The organism is Polaribacter sp. IC073 (genome assembly GCF_007997075.1).
GTDB lineage: Bacteria > Bacteroidota > Bacteroidia > Flavobacteriales > Flavobacteriaceae > Polaribacter.
In genome coordinates, this window is sequence record NZ_VORS01000003.1 from 201761 (window position 1) to 225328 (window position 23568).

At 32.6% G+C, this 23568-nt stretch carries 21 protein-coding genes; 10 read left to right on the forward strand and 11 right to left on the reverse strand.

The genetic code is table 11. The features are described 5' to 3' along the window. Positions 1–46 precede the first annotated feature (46 nt). The 8 genes from metE to ES045_RS06210 all read left to right on the forward strand — a co-directional run bounded on the left by metE (position 47) and on the right by ES045_RS06210 (position 7896). Positions 47–2353: a 5-methyltetrahydropteroyltriglutamate--homocysteine S-methyltransferase gene (gene metE, locus ES045_RS06185; protein ID WP_147114042.1), complete on the forward strand. Its 2307-nt coding sequence runs from the start codon at positions 47–49 to the stop codon at positions 2351–2353. An 86-nt stretch (positions 2354–2439) separates the two neighbouring features. Further along, entirely contained in the window at positions 2440–3735 is a 1296-nt protein-coding gene (locus ES045_RS06190; protein ID WP_147114044.1) for an NAD(P)/FAD-dependent oxidoreductase, read from the forward strand. A 2-nt stretch (positions 3736–3737) separates the two neighbouring features. Further along, the gene (locus tag ES045_RS06195; protein ID WP_147114047.1) at positions 3738–4046 is read left to right on the forward strand and encodes a hypothetical protein; all 309 of its coding nucleotides are present in this window, start codon (positions 3738–3740) and stop codon (positions 4044–4046) included. A gap of 451 nt (positions 4047–4497) precedes the next feature. Beyond that, on the forward strand, positions 4498–5376 hold the full coding sequence (locus ES045_RS16785; protein WP_317131300.1) for a TonB-dependent receptor: 879 nt from the start codon (positions 4498–4500) through the stop codon (positions 5374–5376). Between the two features lie 59 nt (positions 5377–5435). Further along, positions 5436–5930 (forward strand): hypothetical protein, encoded by a 495-nt coding sequence (locus ES045_RS16790; RefSeq protein WP_317131301.1) that lies wholly within the window; start codon positions 5436–5438, stop codon positions 5928–5930. Beyond that, a complete protein-coding gene (locus ES045_RS16795; RefSeq protein ID WP_317131302.1) occupies positions 5875–6624 on the forward strand; it encodes a hypothetical protein in 750 nt (249 codons plus the stop codon). The genes ES045_RS16790 and ES045_RS16795 overlap by 56 nt, the downstream gene beginning before the upstream one ends. A gap of 218 nt (positions 6625–6842) precedes the next feature. Beyond that, entirely contained in the window at positions 6843–7262 is a 420-nt protein-coding gene (locus tag ES045_RS06205) for a DUF2141 domain-containing protein (protein WP_147114050.1), read from the forward strand. An 85-nt stretch (positions 7263–7347) separates the two neighbouring features. Next, entirely contained in the window at positions 7348–7896 is a 549-nt protein-coding gene (locus ES045_RS06210; protein WP_223267194.1) for a hypothetical protein, read from the forward strand. Between the two features lie 58 nt (positions 7897–7954). Here the strand turns inward: ES045_RS06210 and ES045_RS06215 are convergent, their stop codons facing one another. From ES045_RS06215 to kynU, 9 genes are all read right to left on the reverse strand, one after another. Then, positions 7955–8377 carry a hypothetical protein gene (locus ES045_RS06215; RefSeq protein ID WP_147114056.1) on the reverse strand — a complete coding sequence of 141 codons (423 nt, stop codon included), beginning with the start codon at positions 8375–8377 and terminating at the stop codon, positions 7955–7957. After that, positions 8370–9461: an amidohydrolase family protein gene (locus tag ES045_RS06220; RefSeq protein WP_147114059.1), complete on the reverse strand. Its 1092-nt coding sequence runs from the start codon at positions 9459–9461 to the stop codon at positions 8370–8372. The genes ES045_RS06215 and ES045_RS06220 overlap by 8 nt, the downstream gene beginning before the upstream one ends. Before the next feature lie 151 nt (positions 9462–9612). Further along, positions 9613–10146, reverse strand: a complete 534-nt coding sequence (locus ES045_RS06225; protein ID WP_147114062.1) for a 3-hydroxyanthranilate 3,4-dioxygenase — start codon at positions 10144–10146, stop codon at positions 9613–9615. 144 nt (positions 10147–10290) lie between these two features. After that, positions 10291–11067 (reverse strand): SDR family oxidoreductase, encoded by a 777-nt coding sequence (locus ES045_RS06230; RefSeq protein WP_147114065.1) that lies wholly within the window; start codon positions 11065–11067, stop codon positions 10291–10293. Between the two features lie 77 nt (positions 11068–11144). Further along, positions 11145–11363, reverse strand: coding sequence for a DUF6500 family protein (locus tag ES045_RS06235; RefSeq protein WP_147114068.1), 219 nt, complete (start codon positions 11361–11363; stop codon positions 11145–11147). Next, a complete protein-coding gene (locus ES045_RS06240) occupies positions 11356–12798 on the reverse strand; it encodes an aldehyde dehydrogenase (protein ID WP_147114071.1) in 1443 nt (480 codons plus the stop codon). The genes ES045_RS06235 and ES045_RS06240 overlap by 8 nt, the downstream gene beginning before the upstream one ends. 49 nt (positions 12799–12847) lie before the next feature. Next, positions 12848–13252 (reverse strand): RidA family protein, encoded by a 405-nt coding sequence (locus tag ES045_RS06245; RefSeq protein ID WP_147114074.1) that lies wholly within the window; start codon positions 13250–13252, stop codon positions 12848–12850. 89 nt (positions 13253–13341) lie between these two features. Further along, complete coding sequence (locus ES045_RS06250) at positions 13342–14751, reverse strand: FAD-dependent oxidoreductase (RefSeq protein WP_147114077.1); 1410 nt, start codon at positions 14749–14751, stop codon at positions 13342–13344. A gap of 57 nt (positions 14752–14808) precedes the next feature. Continuing rightward, positions 14809–16068 carry a kynureninase gene (gene kynU, locus ES045_RS06255; RefSeq protein ID WP_147114080.1) on the reverse strand — a complete coding sequence of 420 codons (1260 nt, stop codon included), beginning with the start codon at positions 16066–16068 and terminating at the stop codon, positions 14809–14811. Between the two features lie 108 nt (positions 16069–16176). Between kynU and ES045_RS06260 the strand changes: the two genes are divergently transcribed. After that, on the forward strand, positions 16177–17364 hold the full coding sequence (locus tag ES045_RS06260; protein WP_147114084.1) for a C40 family peptidase: 1188 nt from the start codon (positions 16177–16179) through the stop codon (positions 17362–17364). A gap of 218 nt (positions 17365–17582) precedes the next feature. Here ES045_RS06260 and serA read toward each other — a convergent pair whose 3' ends face one another. Beyond that, positions 17583–19475: a phosphoglycerate dehydrogenase gene (gene serA, locus ES045_RS06265; RefSeq protein ID WP_147114086.1), complete on the reverse strand. Its 1893-nt coding sequence runs from the start codon at positions 19473–19475 to the stop codon at positions 17583–17585. Positions 19476–19610: 135 nt separating this feature from the next. Beyond that, complete coding sequence (locus ES045_RS06270) at positions 19611–20435, reverse strand: hypothetical protein (protein WP_147114089.1); 825 nt, start codon at positions 20433–20435, stop codon at positions 19611–19613. Positions 20436–20621: 186 nt separating this feature from the next. Here ES045_RS06270 and gcvP point away from each other — a divergent pair, with 186 nt between their 5' ends. Continuing rightward, positions 20622–23459 (forward strand): aminomethyl-transferring glycine dehydrogenase, encoded by a 2838-nt coding sequence (gcvP, locus tag ES045_RS06275; protein ID WP_147114092.1) that lies wholly within the window; start codon positions 20622–20624, stop codon positions 23457–23459. Positions 23460–23568 lie beyond the last annotated feature (109 nt).

The following is a 23568-nucleotide window of genomic DNA, read 5'->3' on the forward strand; positions in this document are numbered from 1 at the left end:
TTTATTAATATTTTATAGGTTTGCACAGTAATTAAAACTTATAACTATGAAAACTACTATTTTAGGCCATCCAAGAATTGGAGAAAAAAGAGAGCTAAAAAAAGCAATTGAAAGTTACTGGAAAGAAAACATAGAGGAAACAACACTATTAAAAATTGCCAGCGACATTAAAAAGAAAAATTGGCTACATCAAAAAGAAATAGGAATTGATATTATTCCTTCCAATGATTTTTCATTATATGACCAAGTATTAGACATGTCGTTAACCCTAAATTGTATTCCTAAAAGATTTAGAGAATTAAAAAATAAGGTTTCTTTTATAGATTTATATTTTGCAATGGCTCGTGGTTTTCAAAAAGATAATTTTGATATTGTAGCTTTAGAAATGACAAAATGGTTTGACACCAATTATCATTATTTAGTTCCTGAATTTGAAAAAGCGCAAAAATTTGAATTAAATTCTTGTAAAATTGTGAGCGAATATCGCGAAGCTTTAAAAGAAGGCATCAAAACAAAACCAGTATTAATAGGTCCTTTAACGTATCTTTTAATAGGTAAGGAAAAGGAAAACGGATTTCATAGAATAGATTTAATCGATCGATTGTTGCCTGTTTATATCAAATTAATTGAGGAGTTACAAAACGAAGGCGTAACTAATATTCAGTTTGATGAGCCTTATTTATCGTTAAATTTAACAGATAAAGAACGTGCATGCTATTTAGAAACCTACACCATTTTAAGAGCTAAGTTCCCTAAACTTACATTTGTTCTAGCCAACTATTTCGGAGATTTAAACGATAATTTAAACCTAACGCTCTCTTTACCTATTGATGTTTTACATGTAGATTTAGTTAGAGGTTTAGATGAATTAGATTCCATTTTAATACATCAAAAGAAAGAACAAATACTGTCTTTAGGCATTGTTGATGGAAGAAATATTTGGAAAAACAATTTTAATGCATCCATAGAAATCATAAATAAAGTAATAGCGGTTAAAGGCGATAATATTTGGATTTCTTCTTCATGTTCTTTACTTCACAGTCCTTATGATTTAGAGAACGAAAGAGAAGGTTCTATACCAGAAGAAGTAACGCAATGGTTGGCTTTTACAAAACAAAAATTACAAGAAATTGTATTGCTTAAAAAAACCGCTCAAAACAATTTACAAGCATCGGATATTAAAGAAATAGAGGCTAACAAACTCGCTTTTATCAACAAAAATAACTCTACACTTATACATAATAAAAAGGTTAAACATCGTATAAATGTATTAACTCAAGCAGATAGTTTAAGGAAAAGTATTTTTGTTGAAAGACAAATAAAACAGAAAGCAGCATTACAATTACCACTTTTCCCTACGACAACTATTGGTTCTTTTCCGCAAACAAAAGAAGTTAGATCTTTAAGGTTAAAATACAGGAAGCATCAATTATCCGAAGAAAAATACAACTCCTTTTTAGAGAAAGAAATTACAAGTGCTATTCAATTTCAAGAAAATATTGGTTTAGATGTATTGGTTCATGGCGAGTTTGAACGCAATGACATGGTAGAATATTTCGGAGAAAGATTAGCTGGTTTTACTTTTTCTAGTTTTGGCTGGGTGCAGAGTTATGGTACAAGATGTGTAAAACCGCCTATTCTTTTTGGGGATGTTTCTAGAGAAAATTCAATGACCGTAAAATGGACTGAATATGCACAAAGTTTATCTAAAAAACATGTAAAAGGAATGCTTACTGGGCCTGTAACTATTTTACAGTGGTCTTTTGTTAGAGATGATCAACCAAGAGCAGAAACGTGTAATCAGATTGCTTTAGCCATAAGAGATGAAGTTGCAGATTTAGAAAAAGCAGGCATAAAAATTATTCAGATTGATGAACCTGCTATAAGAGAAGGTTTGCCATTAAGAAAAAGTAATTGGGCAGCCTATTTAAAATGGGCAGTAAATGCCTTTAAAATATCGGCGAGTGTTGTTAAAGACGAAACGCAAATTCACACTCATATGTGTTATTCTGAATTTAACGACATCATTGCAAATATTGCAGCTATGGATGCCGATGTAATTACCATAGAAACTTCTCGTTCGGAAATGGAATTACTAGATGTTTTTGTCGATTTTAAATACCCTAATGAAATTGGGCCAGGAGTTTACGACATTCATTCACCAAGAGTACCTAATGTAAATGAAATTGAAAATTTACTGATGAAAGCAACAAACTTATTACCTCAAGAAAATATTTGGGTAAACCCAGATTGTGGGTTAAAAACGAGAGATTGGCCAGAAACAATTGCTGCTTTAGAAAACTTAGTCGCTTCTGCAAAATTAATGAGAGAAAGCTTATCAGCCACGGTTTAGTAGAAAGAGAACAGTTTAAGAATTAGTCTTAAACTGTTCTCTTTTTTTACGCAAACATATTGTATTTTTGACATAAAATATACCATATGAACATTCCACAAACTAGTTTTCCAAGAGTTGTTATTATTGGTGGTGGTTTTGCAGGTTTAGCCGCAGCAAAAGGATTAGAAAAACAAGAATTGCAAGTTGTTTTAATAGACAAACACAATTACCATACCTTTCAACCTTTGTTATATCAAGTTGCTACCGGTGGTTTAGAACCAGATTCTATTGCTTTTCCGCTTAGAAAACGTTTTAATGATGTGGATAATTTTTACTTTCGATTAACTGAGGTAGACAAAATAAACCCAGAAAAAAAGACCATTGAAACTTCTATTGGTAACTTAGTCTACGATGAATTAATTATTGCAACAGGTTCTACAACTAATTTTTTTGGAAACACAAACATCCAAAAATTTACGATGGAAATGAAGTCCATTCCTCAGTCTTTAAACATTAGAAGTTTAATTTTAGAGAATTTTGAAGAAGCCTTGTTAACATCAAACATAGAAGAAAGAAATGCTTTAATGAATTTTGTAATTGTGGGTGGTGGACCAACAGGTGTAGAATTAGCGGGTGCTTTGGCAGAAATGAAAAAAGGAATTTTACCCAAAGATTATCCTGATTTAGATATTAGGCAAATGCAAATTAACTTAATACAAAGTTCTGATTGTATTTTGAAAGGAATGAGTGCTAAAGCCTCTGAAAAAGCAGAAGATTTTTTAATTGACTTGGGCGTAAACGTATGGAAAAATCTACGTGTTTTAGATTATGATGGAAAAACAGTGACCACAGATGGTACAGATCATTTTAAAGCAGAAACCGTTATTTGGGCTGCAGGTGTAAAAGGTGAAATGATTGACGGATTAAATACTGAATGTATTATTGAAAGAGCAGCAAGAATAAAAGTGGATGAATTTAATCGGGTTTTAAACCACCCGAATATCTATGCCGTTGGGGATGTTGCTTGCATGTCATCAGAAAAGATGCCTTATGGTCACCCAATGATGGCGCAACCCGCAATACAACAAGGAAGGTTAGTCGCTAAAAACATTTTAGCAAAATTATTCAATAAAAAATTGAAAGCATTTGTCTATAATGATAAGGGTGCCATGGCAACCATTGGTAGAAATAAAGCAGTTGTAGATTTAGAAAACTGGAAATTTCAAGGAGTTTTTGCTTGGTTTATTTGGATGTTTGTCCACCTATTTTCTTTAATCGGATTCAGAAATAAAGCAATTGTTTTTTTAAATTGGGTGTATAATTATATTCGTTTTGATAGAGAAACAAGATTGATTATTCGACCTTATAAAAAGAAAAACAGGCATTCTTTTAAAGACTAATTATGGCAAACAAAAGAATAATAAAATGCCCTAATTGTGGCGTTTTCAATACAAACAAAGACTATTGTACCAACTGTAATACTTTAATTTCTCATCAGAAAAAAAGAGAAATTAAGGAAGCCGCAGGAAAACAGCAAAGGATTAACGAAGCTATTCTAGAGAAAGAAAACCCTAATTTGGCTGAAAGATTAAAAAATCATTCTAACATCTTCTACAAAATAGTTGGTTGGCTTTTGTATTCTGCAATTACAGTAGTTAGCGCAATTGGTGTTGGTTTAGCTTGGTTTATAGCAATGATAGCTGCTGGTTAACATGAAGAACCTACTCTTTAAGTATTTTATTTGCTCACTTTTACTAGGTACTTTTATCTATTTCTGTGATTATTTCAATTTTCAATTACCTCGATTTGTTCGTTTTTATGTGAATGATTTTTTAATTGTTCCTATTGTGCTTTTTATTTGTTTACAGATTTTAAAACGAACTAAAAACGATGAAAATTACGCCATAAGTTTACCTCTTATTTTATATGTCTGTTTGGTGTATAGCATTTTGTTTGAATTTATTTTTCCTAGCTATTTAGAAAGATACACCAAAGACTATATAGATATTATTTTATACTTTGCAAGTGGTTTTCTCTTTTATAAACTTCAAATACTAAAAAAATAAGGACGTACAGTTCATCTTCTGAAATGAACAACTCGGTATTCCTTTTTATTTTAAGATTAAAAATCCCTACAAATTTGTATCATCAAAATAACCCAGATGAAACAAATACGGCTTTTACTTTTAACTTTTTTTCAATTTCCCTTAGTTGCACAAACCACCATTTCTGGTAAAGTTACCGACTCGAAAAATACTCCTGTTTTTGGAGCAAATGTTTATTTAGAGGGAACGTACAACGGAACTTCTAGCAACGAAATAGGAGAATTTTCTTTTCCTACATCAGAAAAAGGAACACAAACCTTGGTCATTTCTTTTATTTCTTTTGAACCCTATCTAAAAACTGCGGATGTTTCATCCTTCAAAAATTTAAAAATAAAAAGAAGAGATGCGGTGGTTATAAATGCCGGAACTTTTGAAGCGGGAGAAAAAGCAAAAATCACTATATTAAAACCTTTAGATATTCTTACCACAGCAAGTGCCTTAGGTGATGTTATGGGTGCTTTGAAAACCTTATCCGGAACTGCTAAAGTAGCTGAAGATGGATGCCTTTTTGTGCGTGGTGGTGAAGCTGAAGAAACTCTAATCTTTATAGACGGAATTCGTGTTTTTACGCCGTATACCCCAAGTGTAAATAACATTCCTACTCGCGGACGTTTTTCTCCTTTCCTTTTTAAAGGAATTTCTTTTTCTACGGGTGGTTATTCTGCAGCATACGGACAAACACTATCTAGCATTCTACAATTAAATACCATTGATGAACCCATGGAAGAAAAAACTGATTTGTCTTTTATGACGTTAGGTTTAGGCGTAGGAAATACACAAATTTGGGAGAATAATTCATTTAGCGTAAATACTTCTTACATTAATTTAGCACCTTATCAAGAAGCTTTTCCGGATAGAAATACCTGGAAAAAACCGGTACAATCTTTAAGCGGAGAAATGGTGTATAAACTCAAGTTTAAGAATGAATCTTTATAAAACTATACGGTGCATTTAGTTCTACAGATTTCGATGTTATACAGAATGATCTTAATTTTGTGGATGGATTTCATTTCGGACTAAAAAATAGAAATATTTATTTTAATACATCTTACAAAAATAAATTTGTTGATAATTGGAGAATCAAAACGGGATTTAGTTTTACAAACGACCATTCTAACCTTAAAATTATTGACGATTTAGCAACAGACAATGAAAACTCGATGCACTTTAAAGTAATGCTAAAAAAACAATTTTCTAATCGATTTAAAATTAGTTTTGGCTCAGAATATTTTATGCCAGATTTCGATGAAGATTGTATTCCAAATAATAGTAATAAACTAACCTACGGCTTCAACAATAACATCTTCGCATCGTTTATTGAAACGGACATTTTATTTTCTAAAAACTTGGCAACAAAAATCGGAATTCGTGCAGAACATTCAGAATTATTAAATGAAACTACAATTTCTCCTAGAATATCTTTAGCTTCACAAAGTGAACAAAAAAGCGCAATTTTCTTTGGCTTCTGGTCAATTTTATCAGAATCCTAAAAACGAATACTTAAAATTTAGTCAAGATTTTAAAGCAGAAAACACTTCGCATTTAATTGCCAATTATCAGCATACAAAACAAGGTCAAATTTTTAGAATTGAAGCCTATTTAAAAGACTACAAAGACTTGGTGAAATATGATAAAAATCGACCAATTTTTACAAGTAACTTCAACAATAATGGAAGTGGATTTGATCTTTTTTGGAGACAAAACGGCAAAATAAAAAACACCGATTATTGGATCTCATACTCCTATTTAAACACCCAAAGAGACTATAAAAATTACCCAACAGCTGCGAGACCAAGTTTTGCATCAAAACACAACCTATCTGTAGTGGCCAAACATTGGGTAGCAGATTGGAAAAGTCAAATTGGTTTTAGTTACAATGTTGCTTCTGGCAGAAATTACACAAATCCTAACGAAGCCGGATTCTTAAACAATCAAACAAAAAGCTATAATTCATTAAGCTTAAATTGGGCGTATTTAATAGATCAACAAAAAATCTTATATTTCTCTGTAAACAACGTTTTAGGAACTCAGAATGTATTTGGGTACAATTATAAAAACACACCAGAAAAAAATGGTGATTTCAATAAACAAGCAATTATACCAAGTGCAGATCGCTTCTTTTTTGTAGGTTTCTTCTGGACAATTAGTACTAATAAAAAAACAAATCAGTTAAATCATTTGTAGTGTTTTTTCATTCCGAAATGAGCCTTTTTAGGTGATTGAGCAATCTCATAATAAAAACAGAATTTCTCATGGTTCATCCTTTTCTTCTTCGAAATGACATCAACATACAGTAAAAACCACAACTCAGAAATAAAAAATAACAATTCGGTATGTTTATTGTGTATTCCTCGTAGAAACATCAGATATTTGAATCATCAATAAAACCTAAAAGAACAATCATGAAAAAGATACTTTTAATAGCCCTTTTTACTTTCTGTGGAATTCACAACACAAGCGCTCAAGAAGGAGCGTTTAACTTAACTGTAAACATTGCTGGTTTAAATTCTGATAAAGGAACATTAATGGTTGCTATTTACAATAAGGAAGAAAGCTTTTTAAAGAAACAATTTAAAGGTAATGTTGTAGCTATTAATAATCAAAAATCTATTGCTGTTTTTAAAGATCTACCCAAAGGCGAATATGCCGTTTCATTTGTTCATGATGAAAATGATAACAAAAAAATGGACACAAATCTATTTGGAATTCCAAAAGAGGATTACGGTTGCTCTAACAATGCAAGAGGTTTTATGGGGCCTCCTAAATACAATGATGCTAAGTTTCAATTAACTGGAAACAAAACTATTGTCATCAAAATATAAACCAACTTAAACTTTTTTACATCATAAAAAAATTACAATTTTCATTGCGACAGGGATTTCTGCGCAAATAAAACACCAAAAAGGAATGCAAAAAGCATTCGGGTTATGGGAAAAAGGAAACATGGTAGAAGCATCACAATTATTTGAAAGGATTTCTAAAACGGAACCTACCAAATGGTTGCCTGCTTATTATGCTGCAACCGTAGAAATTTTAGGTAGTTTTAATTTAAAAGAGGAAGCTGTTCTAAAAGCAAAATTAACAAAAGCACAAGGTTTTTTAGATACTGCAAAATCAAATTCAGAAAATAATCCAGAAATTATAATTACACAAGCGCTTTTAAATTTGGGGTATATTGCTTTTGACGGACAAAAATATGGAATGACTTTATCCGAAAAAAACAACCAACTCTATGCACAAGCATTGCAAATTGCACCAAAGAATCCAAGAGTAATTTTAGGAAATGCAGAATGGAATATAGGAGCTGCAAAATTCTTTGGCAAGTCTACAAAACCTTATTGTGACGAAGTTAAAAGAGCAATTAAGTTAGCGAAAGAAGAAACCGTTAAAGAAGAATTTTATCCAAAATTCTTCATAGAAAGAGCTGAACAAGTTTTAAAAGAATGTGAAAAATAGTTTTCAATTTACAGTAGTAGCTATTACTTCTCTCTGCTAACTGCTACTGTAAACTCTCTTATACTTTTTTTATTAAATTAGAAGCAGGATCTACATATAGCTTTTTCTTTCCATAAGGCAAAATCACTCTTGCATCATGTAGCGTTCCGTAAACAATTTCTTTTTCAAAAACAACCGTCTTACTTGGTTCTAAATATTCGAAAACACAGTTTCTATATGCGTCTAAGTATTTTGGCTGAATCCTTGTTAAAAACTCAGAATATACCACATCGAAGTCTTGATGAACCTTTGTCTGCAGCCATCTATACACCAAACTAGTATCTAAATAGGTTCTTTTCGTGTTTTTCCCTTGAATAGATTCTCGCATTGGTAAATCGTTAAAATCTTCATTAAAATCAACTTTTCTTCTGGTAGAAAAATCACCAGTTTCTTTATTTTTAGATCGAGAGCCAGAAGCTTTTCTTAGCAACCATTTAGTCATTTTTTAAAATTTTATTCACCAAATCTTGTTTTGCTTTTTCATCATCTCCAAAAATCCATTGGAGCACATTATCTTCCCAGATTTCTCCTTTTTCAGTTTCTGAAATTATATTTTCTTTAACCGCTAAATCTAGTATTTTACCAGGATATGATGATTGTTTGTCACTTTCCATTTCCCCTAAAGGATACGGATCATCTAACCCCATTAAAACCTGACTTGTGCCTTGTTTTCTGAACATTAATTTAAGCGAATCTGTATCATGTACCAAGGTATCAAAAAAGATATTTGGATGACCAACTGCTTTTCTTGGGTGCGTTTTCCCTTCAAATAAATCGGGTCTGCCATCAAAACCTTGAATTCTTCTTCCTAAATTCATTTGCGCGAGTTGACCTCCGTGCGCAAAACAAGTTCTAATATTCGGAAAACGTTCTTGCATTCCGTTTAACGTATAAAAATGATACGCATCTCCACATTGTGCCAGCATCCAAATTAAATGAAAACGCCAATTGGTATTTTCTAATTTAATCATTTTATCACCGTCATACGGGTGAATTTCTATCGCTAGTTTGTACTTGTCTGCCAATTCGAAAATTCGATCATTTTCTTCATCAAAAACACAACGCCACTGCCCAATAGAATCCATAAAATGCGTTGGTAAACACAATACTTTTAAGCCTAATTCTTCTACGCAACGTTTCATCTCATCTAAAGCACCGTAAATAAAACCAGGATGCACCACAAAACCACAGGTAAATTTATCTGGATGATTGTGCTCTACTTTTGCATTAAAATCATTCTGAAAACGCAATGCTTTTTTCATTTCTTCCAAACGCAAACCATTACCATACAATTGAGAAAGGTTTAAAACCACCGCATGGTCTATTTTGTTTTTCTCCATCCACAATAATTTTTCATCCAAGAAAAAACTAGAATCAGTTACAGGGCGTTTCCATCCTTTTTGCAACATGTGCTTTCGTTCATCATCTACCCAGAAAATTTCTTTATCCTTCATAAATTGAGGAATTTCTTCTGGATAAGGTAATAAATGTGAATGTCCGTTTATGCGTAGTTTTCGTTTTGTCATTATATTGTCATTGCGAGTTTACGAAGCAACCTCTAGTTAGTAAAAAGAGTACTTCTTCCGAATTTTTGGGTTGTTCCTCATTCTAAATGATGAACTTTTTATTTTTTATACTTTCCTTTACGAAAGTTTGTTTTTAGCTTAATGCTAATAATTAACGGCGAACTTTATCCGGTTTCTCCATCACAGTTCCACAAGCGTCACAGGTACATTTTTCTTTATCTGAATAAAAGGTGTCAAATATTTTCTGCATGTCTGTTTCAATATTTTTGACTAAAAATTCTTCGCTGTACAATTTATTTCCGCAGTTTTCGCAATACCATTCTAGCGCATCTAACATTCCTTCTGCACGCGGGTATTCAATAACCAAACCAACCGTATTTTCTTTTCTTTGTGGCGAATGCGGTACTTTCCCTGGCAGCAAATAAATATCTCCTTCGTTAATTGCTACATCAATCATTTCTCCTTTTCCATCAATAATTTTCAAAATCATATCACCCTCAAGTTGATAAAAAAATTCCGGGGTTTCATTATAGTGATAATCTTTTCTATTATTTGGCCCACCAACAACCATCACAATAAATTCGCCGTTATCCCAAACTTGTTTATTACCAACTGGCGGTTTTAATAAATGACGATGTTCATCAATCCACTTTTTAAAATTTAAAGGTTGTACTAAATTACTCATATTATTATATTTTGTGCGTTCCCTAAAGGTCGGGCTTTTCGCTATATCTTTTTAGTTGTTCTCGATACATTTTTCAAAAAAGAAAAAGTACGCAAACCTCTAAAAAGGATGCCGCTTCAATCCCTAACGCAAAATTCGTTAAACTTACAAACTTTTGGTTCTTCCACCATCAACCGGAACGTTAATTCCGTTTATAAAACTTGCTTTTTCACTTGTTAAAAACACAATTGCCGCTGCAATTTCTTCTGGTTTTGCAAATCGTTTTGCTGGTGAAGCATTTTTCATATTCTTTGAAACCTCTTCTATAGACAAACCCGTTTTAGCCGATTTATTTTTGATAATTTCTTTCAATCTTTCAGTCCCTGTTGCTCCGGGCAGTACATTGTTTACTGTAATTCCGAATCCACCCAACTCATTTGCTAAGGTTTTAGACCAACTTGCAACAGCACCACGAATGGTATTTGAAACACCTAAACCATCTAAAGGTTGTTTTACAGAGGTTGAAATTACATTTACAATTCTACCAAAACCTTGGTCTTTCATAAACGGAACCAACGTTTGTACTAAAATATGATTGCATTTTAAATGTTGTGTAAAAGCACTTTCAAATTCTTCAATTTTGGCGTTAAATATTGGGCCACCTGCTGGACCTCCCGTATTATTTATCAAAATATGAAACTGTAAATCTGATTTTTCTAAAACGTCTTTTAATTCATTTGGTTTCGAAAAATCTGCCACTAAATAATCATGAAATTGATTATTATTTGGTAATTCTGCCAAAACAGCTTTTAACTTCTCTTCATTTCTAGCAATTAAAGTTACGTTTGCTCCTTCTTCTGCTAATAAAATGGCAGTCGCTTTTCCTATTCCTTGTGTACTTCCGCAAACGAGTGCGTTTTTATTTTTTAAGTTTAATTCCATATTTTTATATGATGTAAGAAATAATGTGCAAGAATTAAGAACTGTACCTCTATATTCTTGACTCTTTTCTCTTGGTCTTATTTATTATCTAAAATTAGTTGTTTAATCTTCACTGCTTTTTCAAAATGATCTAATTTGTGTGTTTCAATCCACCATTTTGCAACTTCCATTAGTAAAATCGGAGTTTCATTTTTATTCTTGAAAAACGCATAAAAAGACAAACCTACGTTCGTTCCTTTTTTTGCTATTTTCTCATCACAAACTGCTATAATTTTGTCTTTGATCTCTTTATTCATATTGTATACAAATGTTTTTGGGTTCTGTAAAAAAACGCAAGGCTTCAAAACCTCCTTCTCTACCAACCCCAGAATCTTTTTGTCCGCCAAAAGGTGTTCTTAAATCACGTAACATCCATGTATTTACCCAAACAATTCCTGTGTGTAATTGTTTCGAAAATTGCATCGTTCTGTTTAAATTATTCGTCCATAATGTTGCTGCCAATCCGTATTTTACATCATTTGCTAAAGTTAAAGCTTCTTCGTCTGTTTTAAAAGACATAATAGTTACAACAGGTCCAAAAATTTCTTCCTGATTTAATCTGCATTTATTATCAAAAACTTCAATAATAGTAGGTTGTAAATAATAGCCGTTTTCACTTCCTGCTACCTCAACTTTATTACCTCCAAAAAGAACCTTTCCTCCTTCTTCTTCGGCAATATCTATATAACTTTTTACTTTTTCTAAATGTTGTTTTGAAACCAATGCGCCAATATTTGTATCCTTTTTAGTTGGATTTCCAACTTTTAATTGAGATACTTTTTCTACAAAATATTTCTTAAATTTCTCATAGATTTTTTCTTCCACAAAAATTCTGCTTCCGCACAAACAAATCTGACCTTGATTCGCAAACGAAGAACGGACAGTTGTTGTTATCATTTTCTCATAATTGCAATCGGCAAAAATAATATTCGGATTCTTACCGCCTAATTCCAAAGAAATTTTCTTAAACATTGGGGCCGCAACTCTTGCAATGTGAGCGCCCGTTGTTGTACCACCAGTAAATGATATTGCCTTAATGTTTTTATGTGCTACAATTGCTTGTCCTGTTGAAGGTCCTAAACCATGAATAATATTTAAAACTCCTTTTGGGAGACCAGCTTCATTACAAATTTCTCCTAATAAAAAAGCGGTCATTGGAGTAATTTCACTTGGTTTAGCAACAACACAATTTCCTGCAGCAATTGCTGGTGCAATTTTCCACGTAAATAAATACAAAGGCAAATTCCAAGGAGAAATACAGCCGACAACGCCTATTGGTTGGCGTAAGGTAAAATTCATCGCATTAAACCCAACACTTTCATGAGCTTCTGATGAAAACTGCGTAATTGCATTTGCAAAAAACTGAAAATTTGCTGCTGCTCTAGGAATGTCTACTTCTGTTGCTAAACTGATTGGCTTTCCGTTGTCTTTTGATTCTGCTTTAGCTAAGAAATCTAACTTCTCTAAAATTAAATCAGCTATTTTAGACAAGATTTTACTGCGTTCTTCTAAGGTTGTATTTGACCATTTTAGAAACGCTTTTTCTGCTGCTTCAACTGCTTTTTCTACATCTTCTTTTGTTGAACTTGGTATTTGACTGTACACTTCTCCATTCGCAGGATTGTAATTATCTAAATACTTTCCTGCCTCTGGTGCAACCAGTTCTCCGTTGATGTAGTTTTTTATTTTCATTTCATATCTTAACAGACCTCATCGATTTTTAAAACCTGTGAGGTCTCAATTATTTCTTCTTATACGCAGTAACCTTAATCTCTACCACCAAGTCTGGGTGTGGTAATTGATGCACAGCAACCGTGGTTCTTGTAGGTCCCGTTTCTTTCTCAAAAAACTCTGCGTAGGCTTTATTATACCCTGCAAAGTCATTCATGTTTACTAGAAACGTAGCAACATCAACTACATCTTTAATGCTTGCCCCAACTGTTTGTAAATTTTTATCGATATTTTTTAAAACCTCTCTTGTTTGCGTTTCTGCATTCAAGTATTTTGTGCCCATTTCATCAATAATATCTACTCCAGCAATGGTATTATCTGCTCTTCTAGAACTTGTTCCGGATACGAATATAAAATCGCCCACAACTTTTACATGTGGATATGCGCCTCTTGGTGTTACTTTTTGTCCTTCCATTTTTCTATGTCTGGTCGAGCGCAGTCGAGACCTAATTAAAATTTACTCCTTCTAAAAACCTCTCGACTGCGCTCGAGGAGATATTTTCATTACATTCCTGCTATTTTATCTTCCTCTAAAATAGTGTTTGTTTCTACAATTACTTTCTCTAAAATAACTTTTAATTCAGCTTTTGTCATATCTAAGTGCGTGTGGACTTCATCTCCCGAAATTAAATTTAACAAAGCTTTATCTTGCGCTCTACCTCTATTCATCGCTTCATTATACCCTATGTGCTCATTAAAAGTAACTAAAGAATATTTAGAAGAATATTCGCTAGGAAATGCTTTTTCCAAATCCATTTCTATCTTTCTTTTTTCTTTAAAAAGTGGATTTGCAACATGGTTTTTCATCTCATGAAAATTATCAATTGCTAAATCTGCAATGGCGTCTGTATCATGTTTTCTAGCCTTTTGATACGTTTTAAACACGGTTTCCCAATCTCCTAAACCTTGATTCAATATTTCATCCAACACAAAAACATCTTCAAAAGAAGCGTTCATTCCTTGTCCGTAAAACGGTACAATTGCATGTGAAGAATCGCCAATTAACAACGTTTTATCTTGGTAGCTCCAAGGCGAACATTTTACAGTTCCTAAAGGTCCTGTTGGGTTGTTGATAAACTCGGCTGTTATATTCGGAATTAATGCCAAGGCATCTGGAAATTCTTTTTCGAAAAAGACTGTAATTTTTTCTTCGGAAGTTAAGTTTTCAAAATTAAATTCACCTTCATCATAACTTAGAAACAAGGTTACGGTGAAACTTCCATCCATGTTTGGCAAGGCAATTAGCATAAAATCGCCACGAGGCCAAATATGCAAATGGGCGTTACTTATTTGATGTTTCCCTGTTGTATCTGCAGGAATTTCTAGTTCTTTATATCCGTGATTTAAATAATTTTGACCGTAACTAAACAAGAATTTACGTTCAGAAATATAGCTTTTTCTCAAAGAAGAACCTGCGCCATCTGCTCCAAAAATGACGGTTGCATCCACAGAAAATTCTTCTTTGGTTTTGTAATCTTTAAAATGAGCAATTGCATTTTCGATATCTACATTTTCACATTTTTTATTAAAATGAATATTTACATTCTCATGTTTTTCTGCTTCATCTAATAAAATTGCATTCAAATCTCCTCTAGAAATAGAATTGATATATTCATTTTCTCTACCTGAGTAATTGGAAGAAAAGGTATTCCCATCGGTGTCATGCATTAATCGACCATACATCGGAATGCAGATTTTTCTCGCTTTTTCTTCCATTCCGCACAAACGCAACGCTTTTAGACCTCTGTCTGACAAAGCTAAATTGATGCTTCTTCCCGCAGAAATATCTACTGTTCTTAAATCTGGTCTACTTTCATAAACTTCTACTTTGTAACCTCTTTGCGCAAGTCTTAAAGCCAACAATGAACCACAAAGTCCTGCTCCAATTATTAATATCTTATCTTTATTTTTCATTTAATTTTCTAGAATTTAAATCTCACAGGTTTTAAATACCTGTGAAGTTTCTTAAACTTATAACAATCCTTTTAAAATTGAAACCATTTGATACACATCTTCAAAGGAAGTGTACATTGGGGTTGGCGCACAACGAATCACATTTGGTTCTCGCCAGTCTGTAATAACGTGCTTTTCTGTCAGTTTTTTGTGCAAACTTTTATCCGCATTTTTTACTTGAATTGATAATTGACAACCTCTTTCATTTGGATTGCTAGGTGTAATTATTTTAATATCATCAGAATCAATTTCATTTATTAAATATTCGAAATAACCCGTTAGTTTTTCTGATTTTTCTATTAAAGCATCCATTCCAACTTCATCAAATAAATCTAATGAAGCTTTAATTGCTGCCATAGATAATATTGGTGGATTCGATAACTGCCAACCTTCTGCTCCTTCCATCACATCAAAAGGCATTCGCATATTAAAACGGGTTTCTTTGTTATGGTTCCACCACCCTGCAAAACGCGGTAATTCTTTCTTTTTAGCATGTTTTTCATGCACGAATACCCCTCCTAAACTTCCTGGACCAGAATTTAAATATTTATAGGTACACCAAGCTGCAAAATCTACGCCAGAATCATGTAAATTAGGTTGTACATTTCCTGCACCGTGTGCTAAATCTATTCCGACTATGCAGTTTTTTGAATGTCCGATTGCTGCAATTTTTTTCAAATCTAAAAACTGACCCGTATAGTAGTTTACGCCGCCAATTAATAAAAGTGCAATTTCATCTCCCTGCTTAGAAACAATTGTTTCTAAATCTTCTATATTTAATAAATATTCTCCTTCTCTTGGTTTCCATTCAATCACATCTTCTTCTGAAAAACCATGAAATTTCAATTGTGATTGCACAGCATATCGATCTGATGGAAAAGCATCTGATTCTATAACAATTTTATATTTTGATTTTGTGGGCCTGTAAAACGAGACCATTAACAAATGTAAATTTGCTGTAAGCGTGTTCATTACAACTACCTCAACGGGTTTTGCTCCAACAATTTTCGCCATTTTATCGGTTAATAATTCGTGGTAATTCAACCACGGATTCTTTGCTTCAAAATGACCTTCTACACCTAAATTTGCCCAATCGTCTAATTCTTGATTGATGTATTCTTTGGTCGATTTTGGTTGTAATCCTAAAGAATTCCCTGTAAAATACAACCAATCATTTCCGTTTTCATCTTTCGGAATGTGAAAACGATTTCGTACATAAGAAAGTGTATCCTCTTTATCTTGCTGCTTCGCAAATGCTAAATTATTCTGATATTTCATCAACTAAAAAAATGAGTGTCTTCAAATATAAAACAATCTAAATTTAGAATTAAATTTTATTGAATAAATTACTACCTTTATTTTTTATCAATATTGAAAAACAAAACAATGAAATTTCAAAATCTAATACTACTACTAACTATTTTTTTATATGTTTCTTGTAGCAACAATTCTCTTCGAGTAACAGGTCTAGAAGGTGTAAATAAAAGTATAAAAGCGCAATATGCCCCAGATAAAAGAGTGGCTATTTTTGATATAAAATTTGATAGTTTGGGGGATAAAATTATTGCATCTGGTATGACAGATTCTAAAGAAGGGTATCAAAAATTATTAGATAGTTTAAAATCTTTAGATGTGCAGTTTATAAATAATATTCGTGTTTTACCAGACACAATTGTTGGTAATAAAATGTTTGCTGTAGCTAGAAACTCTGTAATTAATATTCGTTCTGCACCAAAACATTCTGCAGAATTAGGTACACAGGGTTTGTTAGGAATGTCTTTGAAAGTATTAGACAAAGAAGGCGATTTCTATAGAATACAAACTCCTGACAGCTATATTTCTTGGGTAGATAGGGGCGGAATTTATAGAATGAACAAAGGTGAATTTGATACTTGGAATGCTTCTAAAAAAGTGATTTTCACAAAGAACTTTGGGTATGTGTATGCTACCAAAAACAGCAACTCAACAATTGTTTCTGATATTACTTTAGGCGGACTTTTAAAATATGTATCTGAAGACGCTTCTTTTTATGAAGTAAAATATCCTGATAACAGAACTGGTTTTATCAAAAAAAGCGAAGGAATTGTGTATGAAAATTGGTTGCAAAAACTACAACCTTCTAAACAAAACATAGAAACTGTTGCAAGAAAACTAGAAGGTTTCCCTTATTTATGGGGCGGAACTTCTTCTAAAGGAATAGATTGTAGTGGTTTTACAAAAATGGTGTACTTAATGAATGGTTTTGTAATTCCTAGAGATGCTTCTCAGCAAATAAATGCAGGTAAAACCGTAGATGCGAGTTTAACTTTTGAAGGTTTAGAAAAAGGAGATTTATTGTTCTTCGGAACAAAAGCAACAACAACAAAAAAACAACGAGTTACCCATGTTGGTATTTGGTTAGGAAATAATAAAATGGAATTTATTCATTCTGCAGGAAATGTGCATTTTAGTTCTATGGATTCTACTCAAGCAAATTATGACGAATTTAATAAGAATCGTTATTTAGGAAGCAAGCGTTACCTAGGTATTAAAGACAAAAACATTATCGATTTAAAGGAGAAAATAAAATTGTAATTAGCGTTAGTGCGCAGAGATTCGCAAAGAGTTTTTGTAGAGTTTCACAGAGGGAACATTTTTATACTTAAAGTATTTATTTTTACAGGGGGTATTGCAAGCCACGAAATAATCTCACCTTAATAATTTCATTTCTTATTAAGAACAGCATATTAAAAGACCTCACAGGTTTTAAAAACCTGTGAGGTCTGGCAATATATAAAAAATTAAAAACGCAATTAATATAACACTCTAAACTTAATAGTGCCTTCTATTTTTCTTAATTCGTCTATAACTTCTATGTTGTATTCTTTGTCTAAATCTGTAATTACATAACCAACTTTAGGATCTGTAGATAAGTACTGACCTGTAATATTCAAATTATATTCTGCTAAAACCTGGTTTATTTTAGCCATAACACCCGGTACATTTTTGTGAATATGTAAAAAACGGTGTGCTTTTGTTTGTCTTGGCAGACGAATGTTCGGAAAATTTACAGCATCTACTGTGTTTCCAGAATTTATATATGCCATAATTTTACTCGGCACAAAATCTGCAATATCTCTTTGTGCTTCCTCTGTGCTTCCACCAACATGTGGCGTTAAAATTACGTTTGATAATCCTTTTAATTCAGTAAGAAATTCGCCGTTCTTTCTTGGCTCTTCAGGATACACATCTACTGCAGCACCTGCTAATTTTCCGCTTTTTAAAGCAGCTGCTAAATCTTCAATATTCACTACAAATCCGCGTGAAAGATTCACTAAATGCGCGCCATCTTTCATTTGTGAGATTTCTTTTTCTCCGAAGAAATTTTTATTTGCAGCATTGTCATCAATATGCAACGTAACCACATCAGAAACTTCTAATAGTTCTTTTAAAGTATCCATCTTTGTTGCATTTCCTAATGACAACTTGTCTTCAACATCATAATAACAAACATCCATTCCTAAAGCTTCTGCTAAAATTGATAATTGCTTACCAATATTACCGTAACCAACAATTCCTAGTTTTTTACCACGAACTTCTCTAGAACCTTCTGCGGTTTTGTTCCACTGCCCATTATGAATCTCTGTACTTCTTTGAAAAACACTACGCATTAGCATAATAATTTCTCCGATTGCTAATTCTACAACAGAACGTGTATTACTATAAGGTGCGTTAAAAACAACAACCCCGTTTTCTTTACACGCTTCTAAGTCTATTTGTTTTGTACCAATACAAAATGCACTTACAACCATTAATTTTTCGGCAGCCTCTACAACCCTTTTGGTTACGTTTGTTTTAGAACGAATTCCTAAAACGTGCACCTCTTTTATTTTCTCTATTAGTTCGTCTTCAGACAAACTTTTAGAAACGGTTTCTACAGAAAAGCCATCTTTAGATAACTTTTTAAAAGCATCTGGATGTACGTTTTCTAATAATAAAATTTTAATTCTGTTCTTTGGGTATGAGATATTTCTTGGCAAATCGTTTACGTATAAAAATTCATCTAAATTCGGAGCAATATGGTCTGCTTTTTCTGTAGTTTTTACTCTAGAAACATTTTCTGTATATGCAAAAAATTTATCCGCTACACCTGCTTCTCGAGTTACATAATCACTATAACCATCTCCAATTACTTGTATTTCTCCTTCTAAATTCATGTCTTTTAAACATTGAATTTTTCCATTGTGTTTTGATAACGGATTATTCGCATCAAAACCAATAATTTCACCGTCTTCTGCAAACTCAAATGTATTTGCAAACACTCTTTCAGAAGGGATATTGTATTCTTTTACAATAGGATCTATAAATTCTTTAAATCCGCAGGAAATCACATAAATATCCGCTGCAAAATCTGCGAAAAACTCTTTATTTCTTTCTATGGATTTAGAGACTTGCTTTTTTAAAGCAACCACTAAGTTCGTTAAATCTGCTTTATTAGCTTTTAATAATTCAATTCTTCTTTCTAGAGATTCTGTAAATGAGATTTCACCATCAATTCCTAAGTTCGTAATGGCTATAATCTCTTGAATTATAGCGTCTTTTCGGGGATTGTCTTTCAATGTTATTTCCGCCAAAACATCTAAAGCCTCTACTCTTGTTAATGTACTGTCAAAATCGAAAATATAATTTCTTTTTGTGGTTATCATTTATAAAACCTTTGTTGATTTATTTACGGTAAATCTACAAATATAGTAGGTTATTAAAAAGCAAATTTAAAGTTTTATGATATCTCTTAAAATACCATATAATACCCCTCAAGTTGATAAAATTTGTCTTTAAAACTATCTCAAATTATCAAATCCTAAAAGAAGCAACCACCAAATGATGGGTAATGATTCTACCCAAAAAGAGCTATAGTATTTAGATTGATTGGTTTTAGATCGCATTAAGAAAACTAAGACTACAAAAAAGAAGATCATAAATACATTTTTAGAAATATCATTTGCGTTGATTCCGTATTCTATTAACAATGCAAAAATCATCAACCCTAAACCCACTCTTTTTGTTTTTTCTATGCCAATTTTCTTCGGAATCGTTTGCAGTGAAATAGCATCATATTTTACGTCTCTAATATCAAAAGGTAAAATTAAAACAACCACTATTAAAAGACGTTGTAACATTAATAAAGCCACCTCTAATGAAATCTCTTTGCCTGCAGCTACACTAGGAATTAAAACGGTAAAACCTGCCCAAACAACTGCAACCACTATTATTTTTAAGAAACTAACCTGACGTAAGGTTTTATGAAATCCGCTTAAAAAAGGAACTGCATATAAAACCGTAAGCAATGTAAACGGTGCAATATAAAGTAGCGTTGTTATTGGCATTTGCATGCCAAAAGAACACATGGCTAAAAAGCATACAAAAGAAAATACCTGAATTATTTTTAAGTGCTTCGCTAAGCTTCTGTGATGTAGTTTTGCAACCCCTGCATATTTTACAAAATTATACCCTGTAATTGTTCCGAAAAAAACAAAGAAATCGAAGTTCTCATTATAAGAAATTTGTAAATATTGTTCTGTAATTCTTACAAAAGCATAAACTGCTAAACCTACGTGAATACTAGCGTTTATGTAAAAATTGAAAAATAATTTTAATCCCTTCATAAAACAAAAATAACATTTCTGTTCATAACATTCCTTTTTAGTTAACAATTAACTTCTTTTTATTCATTTTGAGACGGCAATTAATTTATTTAATTCTTATTTTTGGTCTGTCAAAAATTATTGTTTTTTGATACACAATAAACAACACTTAATCGATTGAAATCAATCGGTCACAAAACTAAATAAATGAATACAAATTCGTTTCAACGTAGACATATTGGTCCTAGTATAAAGGAGCAAGAAAAAATGTTAGCAACCATTAAAGCTAATAGTTTAAAACAATTAATTGATGAAACTGTTCCAAATAATATCCTCCTAAAAAAGCCTTTAGATTTAGAGCCTGCTATGAGTGAATATCAATATTTGGCGCATATAAAAACTCTTTCAGAAAAAAATAAAGTTTTTAAAAGTTATATTGGTTTAGGATATAACGAAGCAATTATACCAAGTGTAATTCAGCGTAATGTTTTAGAAAACCCAGGTTGGTACACAGCATATACGCCTTACCAAGCAGAAATTGCACAAGGTAGATTAGAAGCTTTGTTAAATTACCAAACAATGATTTGTGATTTAACAGGAATGGAATTGGCAAACGCATCTTTGTTAGATGAAGCTACAGCCGCAGCAGAAGCAATGGCTTTGTTGTTTGATGTTAGAGAACGTGCAAAGAAAAAAGCCGGTGCTAATAAGTTTTTTGTTTCTGATGAAATTTTGCCACAAACATTATCTCTTTTACAGACAAGATCTACGCCAATTGGTATCGAATTAGTTATTGGTAATCATGAAGATTTTGATTTTGGTGATGAATTTTTCGGTGCAATTTTACAATATCCAGGGAAATTCGGACAAATTTTTGACTATGAAGCTTTTGTAGCAAAAGCAAATGATAATGATATAAAAGTAGCAGTTGCAGCCGATATTTTATCCTTGGTACAATTAAAAGCACCAGGAGAATTTGGGGCATCGGTTGTTGTAGGTACAACGCAACGTTTCGGAATTCCTTTAGGTTACGGTGGTCCTCATGCAGCTTTTTTTGCAACTAAAGAAGCATATAAAAGAAGTATTCCGGGAAGAATTATCGGTGTTACCAAAGATTTAAACGGTAAACGTGCTCTAAGAATGGCATTGCAAACCAGAGAGCAACACATTAAACGAGAAAAAGCAACCTCTAACATTTGTACTGCACAAGTTTTATTGGCTGTTATGGCAGGGATGTATGCAGTATACCACGGTAAAGATGGTTTAGAGTTTATTGCAAATAATGTACATGACCATACAAAATTACTTGCAACTGCTTTAGAAAAATTAGGTTTTAAACAACTAAACGCTGCATATTTTGATACGATTTTAGTTGAAGTAGATGCAGAAAAATTAAGAACTGTTGCAGAATCAAAAAGCATTAATTTTAATTATGTAGATGCAAACCATGTTTCTATTTCTATAAACGAAACAATTGATTTTAAATCTTTAGAAGCAATTATCTCTTGTTTTGAAGAAGCTTTTAATTTAAAAAGCGAAAGTTTACCGGAAACAGCTGCAGTACTTCCACAAAATATACAAAGAAACACCTCTTTTTTAGAGAATGAAGTTTTTAACACGTATCAATCTGAAACAGATATGATGCGTTACATTAAAAAATTAGAACGTAAAGATTTAGCATTAAATCATTCTATGATTTCTTTAGGTTCTTGTACTATGAAGTTAAATGCAGCTTCCGAAATGTTGCCTTTAAGCAACCCACAATGGGGAAATATTCACCCATTTGTGCCATTAAATCAAGCAGAAGGTTACCAAGAAGTTTTAAAGAATTTAGAACATCAATTAAATATTATTACCGGTTTTGCGGGTACTTCCTTGCAACCAAATTCTGGTGCACAAGGTGAGTTTGCTGGCTTAATGACTATTAGAGCATACCATCTCTCAAATAATGATGCTCATAGAAATATTTGTTTAATTCCGGCTTCTGCACACGGTACAAATCCAGCTTCCGCAGTTATGGCAGGGATGAAAGTTGTGGTTACCAAAACAGATGAAAGAGGCAATATTGATGTAGAAGATTTGCGTGAAAAAGCAATTTTACACAAAGATAATTTAGCCGCTTTAATGGTAACGTACCCTTCAACTCATGGCGTTTTTGAAAGTGCTATTCAAGAAATTACACAGCTTATTCATGACAATGGCGGACAAGTTTACATGGACGGTGCAAATATGAATGCACAAGTTGGTTTAACTAATCCTGCAACAATAGGTGCAGATGTTTGTCACTTAAACTTACACAAAACATTCGCTATTCCGCATGGTGGTGGTGGTCCTGGAGTTGGTCCTATTTGTGTTGCGCCACAATTAGTTCCTTTTTTACCTTCAAACCCTATTATTAAGACAGGAGGAAAAAGTCCAATTTCTGCAATTTCTGCTGCTCCTTGGGGCTCTGCTTTGGTTTGTTTAATTTCTTACGGATACATTACAATGTTAGGTGCTGAAGGATTAACAGATTCTACAAAAATGGCTATTTTAAACGCAAACTATATTAAAGAGCGTTTAGGAGCACATTATCCTACTTTATATACAGGAGAAAAAGGTCGTGCAGCGCATGAAATGATTATTGACTGCAGAGATTTTAAACAAAACGGAATTGAAGTTGTAGATATTGCAAAACGTTTAATGGATTATGGTTTTCACTCTCCAACGGTATCTTTTCCGGTTGGTGGAACCATGATGATTGAACCTACAGAGTCTGAAAGTATTGCAGAATTAGATCGTTTTTGTGACGCTATGATTTCTATTCGTGAAGAAATTAAAAATGCAACAAAAGAGGATGCAAACAATCCTTTAAAAAATGCACCTCACACCCAAGAAATGCTAACTTCTGACGATTGGCAATTACCTTACACTAGAAAACAAGCCGCTTTTCCTTTAGAATATATTGCTGACAACAAATTTTGGCCAACGGTAAGAAGAGTTGATGATGCTTTTGGAGACAGAAACTTAATTTGTTCTTGTAACCCAATTGAAGATTATATGTAGCTCCAAGTTTTTACAAATAAATATTTTAAAACCATCTCTTTTTTGAGGTGGTTTTTTTTTGCTTTATATTTCTAAATCAAAAAAACAGCCTTTACTTAAAAAGTAAAGG

What these genes read in the sequence shown, in the direction of transcription:
- metE (WP_147114042.1), top strand. Translation starts at nt 47, where the DNA reads ATGAAAACTACTATTTTAGGCCATCCAAGAATTGGAGAAAAAAGAGAG.
- ES045_RS06190 (WP_147114044.1), top strand. Translation starts at nt 2,440, where the DNA reads ATGAACATTCCACAAACTAGTTTTCCAAGAGTTGTTATTATTGGTGGT.
- ES045_RS06195 (WP_147114047.1), top strand. Translation starts at nt 3,738, where the DNA reads ATGGCAAACAAAAGAATAATAAAATGCCCTAATTGTGGCGTTTTCAAT.
- ES045_RS16785 (WP_317131300.1), top strand. Translation starts at nt 4,498, where the DNA reads ATGAAACAAATACGGCTTTTACTTTTAACTTTTTTTCAATTTCCCTTA.
- ES045_RS06205 (WP_147114050.1), top strand. Translation starts at nt 6,843, where the DNA reads ATGAAAAAGATACTTTTAATAGCCCTTTTTACTTTCTGTGGAATTCAC.
- ES045_RS06210 (WP_223267194.1), top strand. Translation starts at nt 7,348, where the DNA reads ATGCAAAAAGCATTCGGGTTATGGGAAAAAGGAAACATGGTAGAAGCA.
- ES045_RS06215 (WP_147114056.1), bottom strand. Translation starts at nt 8,377, where the DNA reads ATGACTAAATGGTTGCTAAGAAAAGCTTCTGGCTCTCGATCTAAAAAT.
- ES045_RS06220 (WP_147114059.1), bottom strand. Translation starts at nt 9,461, where the DNA reads ATGACAAAACGAAAACTACGCATAAACGGACATTCACATTTATTACCT.
- ES045_RS06225 (WP_147114062.1), bottom strand. Translation starts at nt 10,146, where the DNA reads ATGAGTAATTTAGTACAACCTTTAAATTTTAAAAAGTGGATTGATGAA.
- ES045_RS06230 (WP_147114065.1), bottom strand. Translation starts at nt 11,067, where the DNA reads ATGGAATTAAACTTAAAAAATAAAAACGCACTCGTTTGCGGAAGTACA.
- ES045_RS06235 (WP_147114068.1), bottom strand. Translation starts at nt 11,363, where the DNA reads ATGAATAAAGAGATCAAAGACAAAATTATAGCAGTTTGTGATGAGAAA.
- ES045_RS06240 (WP_147114071.1), bottom strand. Translation starts at nt 12,798, where the DNA reads ATGAAAATAAAAAACTACATCAACGGAGAACTGGTTGCACCAGAGGCA.
- ES045_RS06245 (WP_147114074.1), bottom strand. Translation starts at nt 13,252, where the DNA reads ATGGAAGGACAAAAAGTAACACCAAGAGGCGCATATCCACATGTAAAA.
- ES045_RS06250 (WP_147114077.1), bottom strand. Translation starts at nt 14,751, where the DNA reads ATGAAAAATAAAGATAAGATATTAATAATTGGAGCAGGACTTTGTGGT.
- kynU (WP_147114080.1), bottom strand. Translation starts at nt 16,068, where the DNA reads ATGAAATATCAGAATAATTTAGCATTTGCGAAGCAGCAAGATAAAGAG.
- ES045_RS06260 (WP_147114084.1), top strand. Translation starts at nt 16,177, where the DNA reads ATGAAATTTCAAAATCTAATACTACTACTAACTATTTTTTTATATGTT.
- serA (WP_147114086.1), bottom strand. Translation starts at nt 19,475, where the DNA reads ATGATAACCACAAAAAGAAATTATATTTTCGATTTTGACAGTACATTA.
- ES045_RS06270 (WP_147114089.1), bottom strand. Translation starts at nt 20,435, where the DNA reads ATGAAGGGATTAAAATTATTTTTCAATTTTTACATAAACGCTAGTATT.
- gcvP (WP_147114092.1), top strand. Translation starts at nt 20,622, where the DNA reads ATGAATACAAATTCGTTTCAACGTAGACATATTGGTCCTAGTATAAAG.